14 protein-coding genes are annotated in these 14,016 nt (G+C 62.0%); 9 read left to right on the top strand and 5 right to left on the bottom strand.

The genetic code is table 11. The features are described from left to right. The first annotated feature begins 9 nt into the window (after positions 1 to 9). A complete protein-coding gene (gene argF, locus BXU06_RS05295) occupies positions 10 to 939 on the top strand; it encodes an ornithine carbamoyltransferase (protein ID WP_077297509.1) in 930 nt (309 codons plus the stop codon). 131 nt (positions 940 to 1,070) lie between these two features. Then, on the top strand, positions 1,071 to 2,300 hold the full coding sequence (locus tag BXU06_RS05290; RefSeq protein WP_077297507.1) for an argininosuccinate synthase: 1,230 nt from the start codon (positions 1,071 to 1,073) through the stop codon (positions 2,298 to 2,300). Between the two features lie 115 nt (positions 2,301 to 2,415). On the opposite strand, the gene BXU06_RS05285 is transcribed toward BXU06_RS05290, so the two are convergent. After that, entirely contained in the window at positions 2,416 to 2,868 is a 453-nt protein-coding gene (locus BXU06_RS05285; protein ID WP_150125105.1) for a hypothetical protein, read from the bottom strand. Positions 2,869 to 3,120: 252 nt separating this feature from the next. Here BXU06_RS05285 and BXU06_RS05280 point away from each other — a divergent pair, with 252 nt between their 5' ends. Together BXU06_RS05280 and BXU06_RS05275 are read left to right on the top strand one after the other, a co-directional pair. Next, positions 3,121 to 3,324 (top strand): DUF2788 domain-containing protein, encoded by a 204-nt coding sequence (locus tag BXU06_RS05280; RefSeq protein WP_077297503.1) that lies wholly within the window; start codon positions 3,121 to 3,123, stop codon positions 3,322 to 3,324. 63 nt (positions 3,325 to 3,387) lie between these two features. After that, positions 3,388 to 3,873, top strand: a complete 486-nt coding sequence (locus tag BXU06_RS05275) for a YajQ family cyclic di-GMP-binding protein (RefSeq protein WP_077297501.1) — start codon at positions 3,388 to 3,390, stop codon at positions 3,871 to 3,873. Positions 3,874 to 3,979: 106 nt separating this feature from the next. Here the strand turns inward: BXU06_RS05275 and BXU06_RS05270 are convergent, their stop codons facing one another. Beyond that, complete coding sequence (locus BXU06_RS05270) at positions 3,980 to 4,588, bottom strand: LysE/ArgO family amino acid transporter (RefSeq protein WP_077297499.1); 609 nt, start codon at positions 4,586 to 4,588, stop codon at positions 3,980 to 3,982. Positions 4,589 to 4,687: 99 nt separating this feature from the next. On the opposite strand from BXU06_RS05270, the gene BXU06_RS05265 reads away from it, so the two are divergent. Then, a complete protein-coding gene (locus BXU06_RS05265) occupies positions 4,688 to 5,584 on the top strand; it encodes a LysR family transcriptional regulator ArgP (RefSeq protein ID WP_077297497.1) in 897 nt (298 codons plus the stop codon). A 141-nt stretch (positions 5,585 to 5,725) separates the two neighbouring features. Here the strand turns inward: BXU06_RS05265 and BXU06_RS05260 are convergent, their stop codons facing one another. The 3 genes from BXU06_RS05260 to BXU06_RS05250 all read right to left on the bottom strand — a co-directional run bounded on the left by BXU06_RS05260 (position 5,726) and on the right by BXU06_RS05250 (position 8,136). Next, positions 5,726 to 6,199 (bottom strand): AtaL-like protein, encoded by a 474-nt coding sequence (locus BXU06_RS05260; RefSeq protein WP_171982116.1) that lies wholly within the window; start codon positions 6,197 to 6,199, stop codon positions 5,726 to 5,728. Positions 6,200 to 6,404: 205 nt separating this feature from the next. Further along, positions 6,405 to 7,223 carry a DNA-binding domain-containing protein gene (locus tag BXU06_RS05255; RefSeq protein WP_077297493.1) on the bottom strand — a complete coding sequence of 273 codons (819 nt, stop codon included), beginning with the start codon at positions 7,221 to 7,223 and terminating at the stop codon, positions 6,405 to 6,407. Beyond that, positions 7,198 to 8,136, bottom strand: a complete 939-nt coding sequence (locus BXU06_RS05250; protein ID WP_077297491.1) for a DUF692 domain-containing protein — start codon at positions 8,134 to 8,136, stop codon at positions 7,198 to 7,200. The genes BXU06_RS05255 and BXU06_RS05250 overlap by 26 nt, the downstream gene beginning before the upstream one ends. A 65-nt stretch (positions 8,137 to 8,201) precedes the next feature. Between BXU06_RS05250 and BXU06_RS18580 the strand changes: the two genes are divergently transcribed. The 4 genes from BXU06_RS18580 to BXU06_RS05230 all read left to right on the top strand — a co-directional run bounded on the left by BXU06_RS18580 (position 8,202) and on the right by BXU06_RS05230 (position 13,889). Next, positions 8,202 to 8,513 carry a zinc ribbon domain-containing protein gene (locus BXU06_RS18580; RefSeq protein WP_216352545.1) on the top strand — a complete coding sequence of 104 codons (312 nt, stop codon included), beginning with the start codon at positions 8,202 to 8,204 and terminating at the stop codon, positions 8,511 to 8,513. Positions 8,514 to 8,997: 484 nt separating this feature from the next. Further along, a complete protein-coding gene (locus BXU06_RS05240) occupies positions 8,998 to 10,590 on the top strand; it encodes an NAD+ synthase (RefSeq protein WP_077297489.1) in 1,593 nt (530 codons plus the stop codon). A 214-nt stretch (positions 10,591 to 10,804) separates the two neighbouring features. Further along, positions 10,805 to 11,407: an outer membrane lipoprotein chaperone LolA gene (gene lolA, locus BXU06_RS05235; RefSeq protein ID WP_077297487.1), complete on the top strand. Its 603-nt coding sequence runs from the start codon at positions 10,805 to 10,807 to the stop codon at positions 11,405 to 11,407. 1,600 nt (positions 11,408 to 13,007) lie between these two features. Next, positions 13,008 to 13,889: a cobalamin-binding protein gene (locus BXU06_RS05230; protein WP_077297485.1), complete on the top strand. Its 882-nt coding sequence runs from the start codon at positions 13,008 to 13,010 to the stop codon at positions 13,887 to 13,889. The last annotated feature ends 127 nt before the right edge of the window (positions 13,890 to 14,016 follow it).

Below are 14,016 nucleotides of genomic sequence, written 5' to 3'. Positions count from 1 at the left end.
ACTTTCATCATGAAGCCAGCCAGACATTACCTGCAATTCAGCGATTTGACCCGTGACGAGTATCTGCACCTGTTCGAGCGGAGCCGAATCCTGAAGCGACGTCACTACGATGGCGAACTGTACCGGCCCCTGGTCGGCAAGGTCATGTCGATGGTGTTCGAAAAGAACTCCACCCGCACCCGCGCCTCGTTTGAAGCCGGCATGGCCCAGATGGGCGGACATGCCATGTTCCTCGACACCAAAACCTCGCAACTGGGGCGCGGCGAGCCGATTGAAGACACCGCGCGCGTGCTGTCGCGCATGTCCGACGTGATCATGATCCGCACCTTCGAGCAAACCCTGGTGGAGCGCCTGGCGGCGTTTTCGCGGGTGCCGGTGATCAACGGCCTGACCAATGAATACCATCCCTGCCAGGTGCTGGCCGATCTGTTTACCTGGATTGAACAGCGCGGGCCGATTTCCGGGCGCACGGTGGCCTGGATTGGCGACGGCAACAATGTCGCCCGCACCTGGCTGCAAGCGGCTAAACTATTGGGGTTCAAGCTGCGCATTGCCTCGCCCAAGGGGTACGAAGTCAGCGTGCTGGATGGCCAGGACTACGGGCCTGAGGTGTTTGAAGTGTGCGCCGACCCGCTGGACGCCGCCCGCCACGCCGACATCGTCACCACCGACGTGTACACCAGCATGGGCTTTGAAGCCGAAGCTGACGTGCGCCATCAGGCCTTTGTCGGCTTTGCCGTCACTGCCGAAGTGATGGCCGCCGCCAAGCCGGATGCGATGTTCATGCACTGCCTGCCGGCCCACCGGGGCGAGGAAGTCAGCGCCGAGGTGATCGACGGCCCCAATAGCGTGGTGTGGGACGAGGCCGAAAACCGCATGCATGTGCAAAAGGCGCTGGTCGAGTTTCTGTTGCTGGGCCGGGTGGCCGACAAGAAATAAGCCGGGTGTTGCCCTGACACCTGTTTCTGGAAGCTGTGCCCGCATCTGGCGGGCGTGCTTCTTTTAGGGCCTGGCGCATTCCTGCCACAAGCGGGGTGGGCAGGCCCTTTAGAATAGTGAAAGAACTGATTATGTCTGACGTCAAGAAAGTTGTGCTTGCCTACTCCGGCGGTCTGGATACCTCGGTCATTCTGAAATGGCTGCAAGATACTTATCAATGTGAAGTGGTGACCTTCACTGCCGACCTGGGCCAGGGCGAAGAACTGGAGCCGGCGCGCGCCAAGGCGCTGCAGTTTGGCATCAAGCCGGAAAACATCTTTATCGACGACCTGCGCGAAGAATTCGTGCGTGACTTTGTCTTCCCGATGTTCCGTGCCAATACCGTGTACGAAGGCGAATACCTGCTGGGCACCTCGATTGCCCGTCCGCTGATTGCCAAACGCCTGATTGAAATCACCAACCTGACCAACGCTGACGCCATCTCGCACGGCGCCACCGGCAAGGGCAACGACCAGGTGCGTTTCGAACTGGGTGCCTACGCGCTCAAGCCGGGCGTGAAGGTGATTGCCCCGTGGCGCGAATGGGACCTGCTGTCGCGGGAAAAACTGCTGGCCTACGCCGAAACCAACGGCATCCCCATCGACATGAAGCACCGCAACGGCGGCTCGCCGTACTCGATGGATGCCAACCTGCTGCATATCTCGTTTGAAGGCCGCCATCTGGAAAACCCGGCAGCCGAAGCCGAAGAATCCATGTGGCGCTGGACCGTCTCGCCGGAAGCCGCGCCGGACGCTGCCGAATATCTGGACATCGAATTTGCCCAGGGCGATATCGTGGCGCTGAATGGCGTGGCGATGAGCCCGGCACAAGTGCTGACCAAGCTGAACGAACTGGGTGGCAAGCACGGCATTGGCCGTCTGGACCTGGTGGAAAACCGCTACGTGGGCATGAAGTCGCGCGGCTGCTACGAAACCCCGGGCGGCACCATCATCCTGAAGGCACACCGCGCCATCGAGTCGATCACGCTCGACCGCGAAGTCGCCCATCTGAAGGACGACCTGATGCCGCGCTACGCCAGCATGATTTACAACGGCTACTGGTGGGCACCGGAGCGTCTGGCCCTGCAAACCCTGATTGACCACACCCAGCAAACCGTCAACGGCTGGGTGCGGGTCAAGCTGTACAAGGGCAATGTGATTGTGGTGGGCCGCGATTCCAAGACCGACTCGCTGTTCGACCCGACCATCGCCACCTTTGAAGATGACGCAGGCGCTTACGACCAAAAAGACGCCGGCGGCTTCATCAAGCTGAACGCCCTGCGCATGCGCATTGCCGCCAAGCTGGCCAGCAAGAAGGCCTGAGCCTGAACGCAAGCGCCCGGTGGGGAAAACCCGCCGGGCGCTCAATATACGCTGCCATGAAAAAAACCGCTGATAGGTACACCTCAGCGGTTTTTTTCATGGGCGGACAGAAGGCTCAGTCCACCTTGGCGGCCTTTTTGCCCGCCTTGCCTGTTGCTGCCGGCTCTGCCACTGGCTCGACCTTGGCTTCAGCCTCAGCCGTGGTGTTGGCCTCGGCTTCGGTGTCGATGCGTTCAGCCAGCGCTTCCAGGCCCACGCTTTCGGCGGTGGTCTGTTCGTGCAGGTTCATGATCACGTCGGTCAGTTTGCGGCGGGCCGGAATATGGTGGTCAAAACGCCAGTCGGCGATCAGTTCCATGGCCAGGTCAAAATGGCGCATGTCCAGCGTATTCAGCTGGGCCAGCTGGAAAGGGATTCCGGTCTCCAGGCTGCGTGCCAGATCAACCAATACGGCCATATCGCCTTCGGCGGTGCCGGATTCGATCAGTTTGCGGATTTTTTTTGCTGCATTCATGTCACGTCCCTGGTGAGTGTCGAACATGCCGACGATGATACGGCGGGTTTGCACTGCACAATATTAAGCTTGTGTTGCCATTATATGACTTCCTGCACAAGATGATGGACTGATTGCGCCATCGACCAAAAGCTTCTGCTGCTGACAGGCTGGGTTTTCCGGCGAAGAGACTTTACAATACAGCCCTTTACGTGGCGCGCACCACGCAGCATAGCATGGGGGCCTGCGCCCATGCCACGCGCTGCCGGCATGGCCCTCGTCCCGTCCAGCCGCCAGGCGGCGCTTACCCGAATATGGTGGAAAACGATGTCTGAAGAACAATTTACCAATATTTCCATGGCGGTGCTGCTGAGCGGCCTGATCCTGTTCATGGGGTTCATCATCTGGGATCTGGGCAAGCAATCCAACGCCGGGCGCTTTGGCATGTTTGTGCTGTTTCTGGCCCTGGGCTTTGGTGTGACCGGTTTTGTGTTCAAGGAGCTGCTGGTCAGCTTCATTCTGGCCAATTAAGCCAGCCAAGCGCCACGGCCTGGGGCCGCTGGCGGTCATCTGTATTTTTTTCAGGAAGTGTGTATGCCGTCGTTTGATATTGTGTCCGAAGTGGATTTGACTGAAATCAAGAATGCCGTTGAGCAATGTAATAAGGAAGTGACCAACCGCTTCGACTTCAAAGGCTCCGACGCCCGCGTGGAGCAGGGCGACAAGGTGCTGACCGTGTTTGCCGACGATGACTTCAAGCTGGAACAAGTGATCGACGTGCTGAAAACCAAGCTGAGCAAGCGCAATGTGGACATCCGCTGCCTGGAATACGGCAAGGTGGAAAAAGTCAGCGGCAACAAGGTCAAGCAGGCCATCACCGTCAAGGTGGGCGTGGAAACCGAACTGGCGAAAAAACTGGTGCGGCTGATCAAGGACAGCAAGCTGAAAGTCCAGGCCTCCATCCAGGGCGACGCCGTGCGCGTATCCGGTGCCAAGCGCGACCTGCTGCAGGACTGCATTGCCATGGTGCGCAAGGAAATTACCGATTTTCCGCTGCAGTACAATAATTTCCGCGACTAAAAGATACGCTGAAAAAAATCATCATTCCCGCGAAGGCGGGAATCCAGGGTGTTGATTTTGCTGGGTTTTGCTTGCGGCGCTCATGTGGCCGCACTTTGCGCGGCGCTTAGCGCCCCTGCACCAGTTGCCAGGCCACCAGCAGCATCACCGTGGCCACCCCGACATCCAGCACCCGCCAGCTGTTGGGACGAGCAAACAGCGGGGCCAGCAGGCGTGCACCGTAGGCCAGGGCAAAAAACCACAGCCACGATGCCAGCATGGCCCCCAGGCCAAAGCTTAGCCGGTCCTGCGCCGGCAGGTTGGCGGCCACGCCCCCCAGCAGCACCACCGTGTCCAGATACACATGCGGATTCAGCCAGGTCACCGCCAGGGTGGCCGCCAGCGCGCGCCAGACGGTCTGGTTATTGGCTTCTGGCAAGTGCATGGATTCGCCGTGCCAGGCCCGGCGCAATGCCAACAGCGCGTACACCAGCAAAAACGCCGCGCCGCCCCAGCGCGCCAGCGCCAGCAGTTGCGGCTGCTGGGCAATCAGCGCCCCAGCGCCACCCACCCCCAGCGCAATCAGCAAGGCATCCGAACTGGCGCAAGCCACGGCAATCTGCAACCGGTGGACGCCACGCACGCCCTGCGCCAGCACAAAGGCGTTTTGTGCGCCAATTGCCACAATCAGGCCGGCACTGATGGCCAGCCCCTGAAAAAACACTGCGCTTTGCATGCTGCCGCTCCCAAAAAATTTACGATGGGGCCAGCTTACGGGGTGTGCCAAATTCAGTAAAATTGATTGTTTTTCACCTTCATTAGAAAAATTCATGTCATGCTCGACAGCAAACCGTTGATGGCGCTGGACGCCGTGCTGCAGGCCGGCAGCTTTGACAAAGCCGCCCAGCGGCTGTGCATCACCCCATCGGCGGTGTCACAGCGCATTCGCCAGCTGGAAGAACGTATTGGCCAGACCGTGCTGATTCGCAGCCAGCCAGTGCGCGCCACCCCGGCGGGCAAGCGCCTGCTGCGCCATGTGCGCCAGCTGGGCGTGCTGGAAGCGGAATTGCTGCGTGAACTGAGCGACGACGACAGCGCGCCGGCCTTTACCGCATTGTCGATTGCGGTCAATGCCGATTCGCTGGACACCTGGTTTATTGACGCGGTGGCCGACTGCGCGGCGCAAGAGCAGTTGCTGTTGCAACTGACGGTGGACGATCAGGACTATACCCACGCCCTGCTGAAAAACGGTGATGTGATTGGCTGCGTCACCAGCCAGGCGCAGGCGCTGACTGGCTGCCAGAGCGTGTGCCTGGGGCAGATGCCGTATGCCTGCGTGACCACGCCGGCGTTTGCCGCCCGCTATTTTGCCAATGGCCTCACCCCCGAGGCGCTGCGGGCCGCCCCGGCCATCCTGTTTAACCGCAAGGACAGCCTGCATCTGAACTTTATGGCCGAACGCGGCATTGGCCCGGCGGATTTCCCACAGTTTACCGTGCCGTCGATTCACGCCCTGCTTGACATGATCCGCGCCGGGCTGGGCTACGGCCTGACCCCGCGCCTGCAGGTGGCCCCATTACTGGCCAGTGGCCAGCTGCATGACCTGGCCGCCCAGCCTGCGCCAGCCATTACCCTGTACTGGCACTGCTGGGCGCTGCAATCGCCCCGGCTGGCGCGCTTTGGCGCAGCGCTGCTGGCTGGCGCGCAACAGCAGCTGGAGCCGGTGGGCTAAGAATACGCTGAAAAAATCGTCATTCCCGCGAAGGCTGGAATACAGGGTGTTGATTTTGCTTGGTTTTATTTTTGGAAAAACCGATTTTTCTGAATCAATCCGCGCGTCCCCAAGCGACCAGGCCTGAGCGCTCGGCAGTGCTTATTCCAGCTCGCCGGCTTCCACCATCCGGCGCAGCATCACCAGGGCGTCGATGTCCATTTGCTGGTAAGCCGACTTCAGATAGGCAATGTAATCCACTTCGCCGTCGGCAGGCGTCTGCTCGGGCAGTTCGCTCTGGTAAACAAAGCGCACAAACAACGCATCGGTTTCTGGTTCTTCAATGCTGACCGTCAGGCGGCTGGCCGGATAGCCTTCTCCCGCAGCGGTGTCGTACTGCAGGCGCTGGCCGGGGTGCAGGGTCACCCGGTCGTGTACCTGCAGCGTGCCCATCTGCACCACCCGGCGAAACCAGCCATCGCCGCGCTCAATAATTTCGCCCTGGGCCAGATCGGGCAGAAAATCCTGGGGCCGTTCCGCCCGGCGCAACAGCCCGCGCCACAAGGTATCGCGGGGAATCACCGCCAGCAGCGGCTTGCTCAGGTCATTCACCTGAATCACATGTTCAAAGTACACGGGGCATCTTTCAAAAGCAGCAACAAAGGCGCAAGTTTGACATCCTCCTCCCCTCTCGCCTAGGGCCAGGGCAATCGAAGGGATGGGCGATGACCGGGGCCCCTGGGCGCAAATTCGGTAGATTAAACCCCAGCAAACACCGCGCATTTTCCAACTGAAAGGACGGGGATTCCCGCACAACGGCGAGTCATGCCAGATCAGCCCATCACGCCGCTGGCGTAAGCAATCCCAGGTCAGCAGCCTGATGCAGCCACAGCGCCTGTTCGCCCGGCACGCTGGTGCCGTGCATCAGGGAGGCGTCTGCCGGATGCTGGCGGGCGCACAACAGCTGATACTGCCAGTCCTGCAGCCCGAGCACGCTGACGCGCCAATGCTGCCGCGTCAGCGCAATCCAGCTGGGCATGAGCGGGGGCGTTTCCGGCAATGGCGCGCTAGCATCCAGTTGGCGCAAGGCATGCCAGTAGCCCGCCAGCGGCAATGGCAGCGCCAGCAGGCGCACACAAGGCGGCACACACCAGCGGTGCGCATCCAGCCCCAGCCACCAGTCAGACAACAGCGGCGCGGTGTGTTCCAGCCCCGGTGCGCGCAGGCACTCCACATAGGCGCGTTCCAGCTGCGCCAGCGCCACCGGCAGCGCCAGGCTGGCGTCTTGTGCCGCTGCGGCAGGCTGGCTGGCGGCGAGAAACGCCGGAAAGCGCGCGCCCAGATCGTATAGGGTGGTGGAGCGGGACGGGCAGTGCTGGAGATAGCGGCGGGCAAAAAAATCAAACAGTGCTTCACCCATCACCCGCGCCAGCAGGGGGAAATCTGCCCGCAGGCATTCCAGCAGCCGTTGCACATAGCCGCCAGCGTACACCGCCACCCGGGCACGGGCGTTGCCGCGCGGCGGCGGCACAATCATGTCTTCCAGCGCCAGGCCCAGGGCATCGTCGGCCAGGGTCAGCGCCTGGTTGATATCCTGGCTGGCCGTCATCACGGTCAGCAGCCAGCGCTGGCTGTCAAACAAGGTCGGCGAGGCGGTCATGGCGGCTCATCTGGTGATCAATCGGGGTGGACAGCGCGGTGGCACCGGCGGGCAGGCGCACCGGGGCCGGGCAGTCAGGCATGTCGCCACGCAGCACTTGCCGGGCTTTGTCCAGCTCGGCCAGCAGCAGCGGGTAGTCGGGGAGATTGGCATCCCATTCCAGCAGGGTGGACACGGTGCCGCCGCACAGCTGTTGCGCCAGCGCATACAGCGCCCAGGCCGGGCGGTGCACCGGCTGGTCGTGGGTATCCAGCAGATAGTCGCCGCAATCAGTGGGGCCGGCCAGATGAATCTGGGCGATATGGTCGTGCGGCAGCTGGCGGATATAGTGCTCGGCGTCAAATCCATGGTTGAACGCCGACACATACACATTGTTTACGTCCAGCAGCAGCGCACAGCCGGTTTCGTCCACCAGCCGGGCCAGAAACGCCCATTCCGGCAGGGTGGACTGACGAAACTGCACATAGCTGCTGGGGTTTTCCAGTACCAATGGCCGCCCCAGAAAATCCTGCACCGCCAGCACCCGCTGTTTGACATGGGCAAAGCTGGCCTCGGTCAGCGGTAGCGGCAACAGGTCGTGCGAATTCACCGTCAGTGCGCCGGTCCAGCACAGGTGGTCAGAAATCCACGCCGGGCGCACGGCGTCGGCCAGCGTGCGCAGCTTGTGCAGATAGTCCATATTCAGCGGGTCGCTGCTGCCGATGGAAAGCGACACGCCGTGCATGACCATCGGCGTGTGCTCGCGCAGTTGCATCAGCACATGCTGGCTGTAGCCATGGTGGTCGATGTAGTTTTCGCTGATGATTTCAAACCAGTCCACGCGCGGGCCATGCGCCAGAATGTCGGGCAAGTGCGTATTGCGCAGGCCAACGCCAAAGCCCAGGTCGGGCAGGTCCAGTGAGGGATGGGGCATGGTGCCTCCCTGATGTTCAGAAGGGGGTGCGCCCCGGCGCAGGCCGGGGCGGCAGAGGGGTGTGGATGCCCGTTGGGCAGCAGGCACGCTCAGGTGGACGGCGGCAGCGCCAGGCGCAGGCACGGTTCCAGTGTGTTGAATGCGGTTTTAAGGAAAACGCCGATCTGGTCGGCGCGATCAACATCCTGTCTCGCGGGATGCAACTATTGCGAGACGAAGGGCAGGACACGGCGGACGCTTCCGCCGGGCGGGAAGCCGCAGCCCGGATCGCCTGTGAAGTGAGCGGTGCGGTCATGCCGCCAGCAGCAGGAACCCAGCGAAGCGACTCATGCCGACTCGATGCCGGGACGAGCGCCGTAGGAATCCCCCGACTTTAGGCGGGGGAGGATGTCAAGCATCGACAGCGCACTCTAGTAGCCAGTCACGTTGAAACACGATGGCTCACGTTCCACGACGAACCACTCGCCGCGCCCCACCGCGTCATTCCCGCGCAGGCGGGAATCCAGGCGCGTCCACAGCGTACAGCGGGGTGAGCGCTCATCAGCGCTACCTGCGCCATGCCCACCGCGCCCGCTGTGGCGCGGTCTGGGTTCCCGCCTTCGCGGGAACGACACCTGAGGTGAAACTCATGCCGAAAGCGGTCTAATCGCCTGTCAGTCGATTCAGATCATGGTGACTGGCTACTAGTGCCCAAGGTGGTCGGTGCTGAATTACATGGGATTACAGTGTGGGCTGCAGGTGCAAGAGCACCTGCGCCAGGCCGGAATCATCCGGGTACCACGCCACGGCACGCCGGAACCCTTGCCTGCCCGCAACAAGGTAAAATCCCCTCTTTTGCCGCCCAGGAAAGCCCCCCACACTATGCGTATCGCCCTTGCTCAATTCAACCCGGTGGTCGGTGACATTGCCGGCAACACCTCCGAAATTCTGCGTCTGGCCGAACTGGCGCGGCAGGGTGGGGCGTCGGTGCTGGTCACGCCCGAGCTGGCGCTGACCGGCTACAGCCCGGAAGACCTGCTGCTGCGCGACAGCTTTTATGCGGCAGTGGAAGCCGCGCTGGATCAACTGCTGGAGCTGGATGGCATCACCCTGGTGATTGGTCACCCGGCACGCATGGGGGCCGAGCGCTTTAACGCCGCCACCGTGCTGCGTGACGGCCACCGGCTGGGGCAGTATCACAAGATGCTGCTGCCCAATCACGAAGTGTTCGATGAATGCCGCTACTTCACCCCGGGTGTGGCACCGCTGGTGGTAGAGGTGGACGGGGTGAAGCTGGGCGTACTGATTTGCGAGGATGTCTGGCATGTCGAGCCCGCTGCCGAGGCCGCCGAAGCGGGCGCAGACTGCCTGGTGGTGCTGAACGCCTCGCCGTTTCACCGCGACAAGATCGACGCACGCCAGCAGGCCGCGCGCTACCGGGTGGAAGAAACCGGCCTGCCGCTGGCCTATGTGAACCTGACCGGTGGTCAGGACGAATTGGTGTTTGACGGTGCGTCGTTTGCGCTGAACCGCGCTGGCGAGCTGGCGGTGCAACTGCCGGCCTACGACGACGCGCTGGGTTGGGTGGACTATGCCGACGGCGATTTTGTCGCCGGCGAGCAGGCCGCGCTGCCGTGCCGGCTGGAAAGTGTGTACCGCGCGCTGGTGATCGGCGTGCGCGACTATATTGGCAAAAATGGCTTTCCGGGGGTGCTGCTGGGCTTGTCCGGCGGCATTGATTCGGCGCTGACCCTGGCGGTGGCGGTGGACGCGCTGGGTGCGGACAAGGTGCATGCAGTGATGATGCCGTCGCCGTACACCGCCGACATCAGCCTGATCGACAGCCGTGACATGGTGGCGCGGCTGGGCGTGCCGTATGACGAGCTGGCGATTTCACCAATGTACGACGCCTTTGAAGCCACGCTGGCCCCGCTGTTTGCTGGCCGACCGGTAGACACCACCGAAGAAAACCTGCAATCGCGCATTCGCGGCGTGCTGCTGATGGCCTTGTCCAACAAAACCGGCAAGCTGGTACTGACCACTGGCAATAAATCCGAGATGACCACTGGCTACGCCACGCTTTATGGCGACATGGCCGGCGGTTTTGCCGTGCTCAAGGACGTGGCCAAAACGCTGGTGTACCAGCTGTCGCGCTGGCGCAATACCGTGGCCGAGGTAATTCCCGAGCGCATCATCACCCGCCCGCCGTCCGCCGAGCTGCGCCCGGACCAGAAAGACCAGGACAGCCTGCCGGAATACGACGTGCTGGACGCCATCATGCAGCGCTATGTCGAGGACAACCAGTCTGCCGCGCAGATTATCGCGGCAGGCTTTCCGGAGGCCGATGTACGCAAGGTGGTGCGCCTGCTGAAAATCAACGAATACAAGCGCCGCCAGGCCCCGGTGGGTCCGCGCATCACCCAGCGCGCCTTTGGCCGCGACTGGCGGTATCCGATCACCAATCGCTTCAGCTAAGCCTGGCCTGTTGCCTGCTTTATTCAAAATGGGTCAATGGAAAGAGCGGAACGCCAGCGTGGCACGCAGTGGACACATCTGGGCTCCCGCCTGCGCGGGAGCGACGGTCATGTGGGGCATCCGCACCGGCACCGGATTGCGCGGTATGATGGCGCAGCGAACTTTTGCCGGGGCGTCCCGCCCAAGGCTGATCTTTTACCGTTAGTGAGTGGCCATGATCCGTTTTGTTGTGATTGCCAGTATGTCCTTGTGCGCCGCGCTGGCGCATGCCGATGGCGTTGCCCAGCTCAAGCAGTTTGTGCACGATACCCGCGCGCTGTCGGCGCGTTTTCAGCAGGAAGTGACCGGCGGCCAGACCCAGCGCGCTAGCGGCACGCTGGAATTGCAGCGGCCAGGCCAGTTTCGCTGGACTTACGACACCCCTTACGATCAGCTGATTGTGGGCGATGGCAAGCGCTTGTGGGTGTACGACAAGGCGCTGGCCCAGGTCACCACCCGCAAGCTGGACGATGCGCTGGGCAGCAGCCCGGCGGCGTTGCTGGCAGGCAACAACGATCTGGAGCGCAATTACCAACTGAAAAACCAAGGGGTGAAAGACGGCCTGGATTGGCTGGAAGCCACGCCCAAGCAGGCAGAAGGTACGTTTAAAACCGTGCGCATGGGATTCAAGTCGGGTGAGCTGATCAAAATGGAGCTGGCCGACAATTTTGGCCAGCACACCACGCTGACCTTCTCCGCGCTGCAAAAAAACCCGAAACTGGCCGCTGGCCGTTTCAGCTTTACCCCGCCTAAAGGGGTGGACGTGCTGAGCGATTGAGCACGCTACAGATAGCTTGACCGTTTCCTCACGTGTCGTTCCCGCGCAGGCGGGAACCCAGACCGTGCTACATCGTGCGTCGTGGGTATCGAGCATGGCGGGGCGGTGGTGAGAGTTCATACCCGCTGCACGCTGTGGATGCCTCTGGATTCCCGCCTGCGCGGGAATGACGGGGTGAGGCGCGGCGGGTGGTTCGCTTTGGCAAGGTAAGGCTATGTTTTAGCAGAGATTAAACAGCAGTACCCACTGGAAGCCAGACCGCTTTCGGCATGAACCTCAGTTCACGTGTCGCTCCCGCGCAGGCGGGAACCCAGACCGCGCCACATCGTGCGCCGTGGGTATCGAGCATGGTGGAGCGGTGGTGAGAGTTCATACCCGCTGCACGCTGTGGATACCCCTGGATTCCCGCCTGCGCGGGAATGACGGGGTGGGGCGCGGCGGGTGGTTCGCTTTGGCAAGGTAAGGCTATGTTTTAGCAGAGATTAAACAGCAGTACCCACTGGAAGCCAGACCGCTTTCGGCATGAACCTCAGTTCACGTGTCGTTCCCGCGCAGGCGGGAACCCAGACCGCGCCACATCGTGCGCCGTGGGCGTTGAGCATGGCGGGGCGGTGGTGAGAGTTCATACCCGCTGCACGCTGTGGATGCCTCTGGATTCCCGCCTGCGCGGGAATGACGGGCTGGGGTGCGGCGGGTGGTTTGCTTTGGCAAGGTAAGATCTTGTTTTAATGGCAATTAAACAGAGGCATCCGACGTAAGCTTGCGTACATGCACGCTTGTGTTTCAACGTGACTGGCGACTAGACCTCTTCCGGCATGAACCTCAGCTGACGTGTCGTTCCCGCGCAGGCGGGAACCCAGACCGCGCCACATCGTGCGCCGTGGGCGTTGAGCATGGCGGGGCGGTGGTGAGCGCACACCCCTGCTGCACGCTGTGGATGCCTCTGGATTCCCGCCTGCGCGGGAATGACGGGGTGAGGCGCGGCGGGTGGTTCGCTTTGGCAAGGTAAGGCTATGTTTTAGCAGAGATTAAACAGCAGTACCCGCTGGATACCAGACCGCTTCCGGCATGAACTTCAGCTGACGTGTCGTTCCCGCGCAGGCGGGAACCCAGACCGCGCCACATCGTGCGCCGTGGGTATCGAGCATGGCGGGGCAGTCGTGAGAGCTCATACCCGCTGCACGCTGTGGATGCCTCTGGATTCCCGCCTGCGCGGGAATGACGGGCTGGGGCGCGGCGGGTGGTTCGCTTTGGCAAGGTAAGATTTTGTTTTAATGGCAATTAAACAGAGGCATCCGACGTAAGCTTGCGTACATGCACGCTTGTGTTTCAACGTGACTGGCGACTAGACCTCTTCCGGCATGAACCTCAACTGATGTGTCGTTCCCGCGCAGGCGGGAATCCAGACCGTGCTACATCGTGCGCCGTGGGCATCGAGCATGGTGGGGCGGTGGTGAGAGTTCATACCCGCTGCACGCTGTGGATACCCCTGGATTCCCGCCTGCGCGGGAATGACGATTTTTCAGCGTATCCCTAGGTAGCCAGCGCAGTTGCTGGCAGTCTGCTTACCCGATTGTTTCCCTCCCCGAAAGTGATGTTAATGAAGGCGTTGTTTACCCTGCTGGTCCTGTGCGGTCTGGCTGTTTCTGCTGCGGCGCAAGCTACCATCCAGGTGCGCGACGACGCTGGCCAGCTGCTGGTGCTGGCCGCACCGGCCAAGCGCGTGGTCAGCCTGGCACCGCATGTGACTGAGCTGCTGTTTGCTGCCGGAGGCGGCAAGCAGGTGGTGGGCGTGGTCAGCCACAGTGACTACCCGCCCGAGGCGCAAAAGCTCCCCCAGGTGGGCGATAACCGCCAGGTGGATGTGGAACGGCTGCTGGCGCTCAAGCCCGATTTGCTGGTGGTGTGGCGGCATGGCAATGCCCAGCGCCAGCTGGAACCCTTGCGTCGGCTGGGGATTCCGCTGTTTTACAGCGAGCCGACCACGCTGGCGGCGATTCCGGACACGCTGATCCGGCTGGGCAGCCTGCTGGGCACCTCGGCGCAGGCCCAGCTTGCCGCCGGGCAGTTCAGCCAGCAGCTGGACAGCCTGCGCCGCCAGTATCAGCAGGCGCGGCCAGTGCGGGTGTTTTATCAGGTGTGGGATAAACCGCTGTATACGCTGAACGGCCAGCATATTGTCAGCGATGCCTTGCGGGTATGCGGCGGGGTGAATGTGTTTGCCAACCTGCCGGTGACCGCGCCCACAGTGACCCAGGAAGCCGTGGTGGCGGCCAACCCCGAGGTGATGATTGCCGGAGACATGGGCGGGCGCGGCGGGCTGGATGGCTGGCAGCGTTTTCCCCAGCTAAGCGCTGTGCGGCACCAACTGCTGTTCACCCTGGAGGCCGATACCCTGCACCGCCCTGGCCCACGCATGCTGGAAGGCACCCGCCAGCTCTGCGCCCGCCTGGCGCAGGCGCGCGAGGTCTTGAAGAAGTAACTGGCCAATCCCCTGGCGCACATTGCCGCCAGGGCTTGAGGGTGCGCGGATTGATTCAGAAAAATCGTTTCGGCCAACCGCCCCCCTCACACAATCAACCTTCTGGATGCCCGCCTGCGCAGAATGA

Origin of the sequence: Aquaspirillum sp. LM1, assembly GCF_002002905.1 — a bacterium.
Lineage (GTDB): Bacteria > Pseudomonadota > Gammaproteobacteria > Burkholderiales > Aquaspirillaceae > Rivihabitans.
The sequence above is the reverse complement of the archived record's forward strand: the minus strand, read 5'-3'. Positions and strand labels throughout refer to the sequence as shown.

Bases quoted from the DNA above. Each gene is read 5' to 3' on its own strand.
- BXU06_RS05280 (WP_077297503.1), top strand. From the start codon at position 3,121: ATGTCTGAAGAACAATTTACCAATATTTCCATGGCGGTGCTGCTGAGC.
- argF (WP_077297509.1), top strand. From the start codon at position 10: ATGAAGCCAGCCAGACATTACCTGCAATTCAGCGATTTGACCCGTGAC.
- BXU06_RS18580 (WP_216352545.1), top strand. From the start codon at position 8,202: ATGCCCGTTGGGCAGCAGGCACGCTCAGGTGGACGGCGGCAGCGCCAG.
- BXU06_RS05240 (WP_077297489.1), top strand. From the start codon at position 8,998: ATGCGTATCGCCCTTGCTCAATTCAACCCGGTGGTCGGTGACATTGCC.
- BXU06_RS05230 (WP_077297485.1), top strand. From the start codon at position 13,008: ATGAAGGCGTTGTTTACCCTGCTGGTCCTGTGCGGTCTGGCTGTTTCT.
- BXU06_RS05270 (WP_077297499.1), bottom strand. From the start codon at position 4,588: ATGCAAAGCGCAGTGTTTTTTCAGGGGCTGGCCATCAGTGCCGGCCTG.
- BXU06_RS05275 (WP_077297501.1), top strand. From the start codon at position 3,388: ATGCCGTCGTTTGATATTGTGTCCGAAGTGGATTTGACTGAAATCAAG.
- lolA (WP_077297487.1), top strand. From the start codon at position 10,805: ATGATCCGTTTTGTTGTGATTGCCAGTATGTCCTTGTGCGCCGCGCTG.
- BXU06_RS05265 (WP_077297497.1), top strand. From the start codon at position 4,688: ATGCTCGACAGCAAACCGTTGATGGCGCTGGACGCCGTGCTGCAGGCC.
- BXU06_RS05250 (WP_077297491.1), bottom strand. From the start codon at position 8,136: ATGCCCCATCCCTCACTGGACCTGCCCGACCTGGGCTTTGGCGTTGGC.
- BXU06_RS05290 (WP_077297507.1), top strand. From the start codon at position 1,071: ATGTCTGACGTCAAGAAAGTTGTGCTTGCCTACTCCGGCGGTCTGGAT.
- BXU06_RS05255 (WP_077297493.1), bottom strand. From the start codon at position 7,223: ATGACCGCCTCGCCGACCTTGTTTGACAGCCAGCGCTGGCTGCTGACC.